The organism is Flavobacterium sp. W22_SRS_FP1, from assembly GCF_052113685.1.
Lineage (GTDB): Bacteria > Bacteroidota > Bacteroidia > Flavobacteriales > Flavobacteriaceae > Flavobacterium.
On sequence record NZ_JBGQOE010000060.1, the window covers coordinates 1 to 2,586 of the forward strand.

The 2,586-nt window shown below is 37.9% G+C and carries 2 protein-coding genes; both read right to left on the reverse strand.

The window, feature by feature from the left end:
• A partial coding sequence (locus ACEN2H_RS15540) for a hypothetical protein (protein WP_441733954.1) occupies window positions 1–1,096 on the reverse strand: 1,096 nt, incomplete at its 3' end.
• A gap of 25 nt (window positions 1,097–1,121) precedes the next feature.
• Window positions 1,122–2,586, reverse strand: a 1,465-nt coding sequence (locus tag ACEN2H_RS15545) for a beta strand repeat-containing protein (protein WP_441733956.1), incomplete at its 5' end; no start/stop codon positions are given.

Sequence of the window (2,586 nt, forward strand, 5' to 3'; positions counted from 1 at the left end):
CTCCAGTTCCTGTTTTATCCGTCAATGCACTTGCTAAATTTGCTGAAGAAGGCGTTGCCAAAAATGTTGCAACATTAGTACCTAAACCGATAACCCCTGTAGCAATTGGCAAACCAGTAGCATTTGTAAGCGTTCCTGATGCTGGAGTTCCTAAAACTGGTGCAGTCATCACTGGTGCAGTCAAGGTTTTATTTGTTAAGGTCTCTGTTCCTGCTAATGTAGCCAAGGTGCCTGATACAGGCAAAGTAACATTAGTAGTCCCAGTCGCTGTCAATGTTTGTGAAAAAGAGCCCGCCGTAGCCAAAGTACCACCATTTGCTATTGTTAAAGTCGCAGAGCTCGCAGGCGCGGTAATCGTCAATTTATTAAGACTTGTTGCTGTCGCAACTCCTAATGTTGGTGTTACTAAGGTTGGTGAAGTTGACATAACCACATTACCTGTGCCTGTGATAGCATTAGAAACTAGTCCTTTTGAACCGTCTGTAAAGACAGCTTGTGATGCTGTTAATGAACTAAGAATAGGTTGTGCTGTAAAAGTAGCCACACCCGTTACTCCTAGAGTACCACTAACAGTAGCATTACCTGTATTGGTTAATGTTCCAGCATTAGTTATTCCTGCTGTAGTTGTAGCTCCGGTTACTCCTAAAGTAGAACTTAGAGTTGTTGCTCCTGTTACTGCTAAAGTAGTTCCAACCGCGGCACTACTCAATGTAGTTGCACCTCGTACTAGTAAGGTATTTGTAACATCTACTTCGTCTAATTTTGCTAAACCAGTGGTAGTCATGGTCATACCCCATTGAGTACCATCCCACATTCTTAACTCGCCAGTACCACAATCAGTACAGTACACCATCATACCTTTAGCATCAATTATTTCTTGGCCACTTTTACCTGTAAGAATACCATTCATGTTACTAGACGACATTCGAGGAAGTAAGAATCCCCTAGTGTTACTATCTAACTCTAAAATAGCTCCAGGATGAACATAAAATGTACTACCCCCTATTTTTTGAGCATTTTGACCAGAAACCTTAGTTACAGTACAGATGAGAATTAAAGTAAAAACCACTAATTGTGAAAATGTATTTAGCTTCATAGTATTTAAATTTATTAAATTTTTATTAATCAAGAGCATACCAATTAGTTCCATCAAACTGCATTCGTAAAGTTTTAGTAGAATTTATTTGGGTTGCATTAACCTTTTCATCCTCTATAATTATCCCCCCCCCATTAACACTAAGACTTATAACCACGGCATCAGTATCAATATTACGAATAGTAATTATTTTGCCTATAAAATCATTACTAACCGGCACTGTTATTGTCATAGGCGAGGCAGGATTAACGATAATCGTAGAATCTGTGATGTCTATTGTATAATTAGTAGTGATCGTTTTTATATTACTAAATGATCTCGTTTTAGCTACAAACTCCGTGGTTGCGATAGCCGTAGAACTATTAGTTATTGCTTGGGTAACAGCAACCGTATTTGAATCCATTGTTTTATTGGATAGTGTTTCAGTAGCTGTTGTCAAAGATACTGTACCAGATGCGTTAGGTAATGTGATAGTATTATCTGCCGTTGGATCCGTAATTCTTAATGTTGTTTCAAAATTATCAGCAGTTTGACCCTCAAAAACTAATGGAGTTAATCCCGATATAGTACTATTTATAGTAAATATATCTGTATCTGAATCACCTATTGTTGTTGTTCCATTAAAATATGTGGTAGCATCAAAAGTATTGACATTTCTAAAATTTGCAGGCTGATTAAATGTTGCAGTATTATTAAATGTTGCAGTTCCTCCAACATTTAAGTTTTGGCCGATACCAACACCCCCAGTTACCACTAAAGCTCCTGAAGCAGTAGAAGCAGATCCAGTATTATCTGTAATTCTAACTGTTCCTGCAGTTGTAAGTGTACTACTAGAACTAAGATTTAAAGCTCCATTTAAATTAGTTATACCTGTATTAGTAAAAGAACCTGTATTAGTAATTCCTGTTGTAGTGGTTGCTCCGCTTACATCTAAGGTTGCACTAGCAATATTTCCTGTATTGGTAATATTCCCTGTATTACTTATTCCTGCTGTAGTGCTTAATCCTGTTACAGCTAATGTTCCTGTATTGGTTATCCCTGAGGTACTCGTTGTGCCTGAAACAGTTAGAATGTTTGCAGCAATAGTAGATGCGTCTGAAATACCATTTGTAGTGGTTGCTCCGCTTACTCCTAAAGTTGTACTAGCAATATTTCCTGTATTACTTATTCCTGCAGTAGTGCTTAATCCTGTTACAGCTAAAGTTCCTGTATTGGTTATCCCTGAGGTACTAGTTGTGCCTGATACAGTTAAAATGTTTGCAGCAATGGTAGCTGAATCTGAAATACCATTTGTAGTGGTTGCTCCGCTTACTCCTAAAGTTGTACTAGCAATATTTCCTGTATTACTTATTCCTGCAGTAGTGCTTAATCCTGTTACAGCTAAAGTTCCTGTATTGGTTATCCCTGAGGTACTAGTTGTGCCTGATACAGTTAAAATGTTTGCAGCAATGGTAGCTGAATCTGAAATACCATTTGTAGTGGTTGCTCCG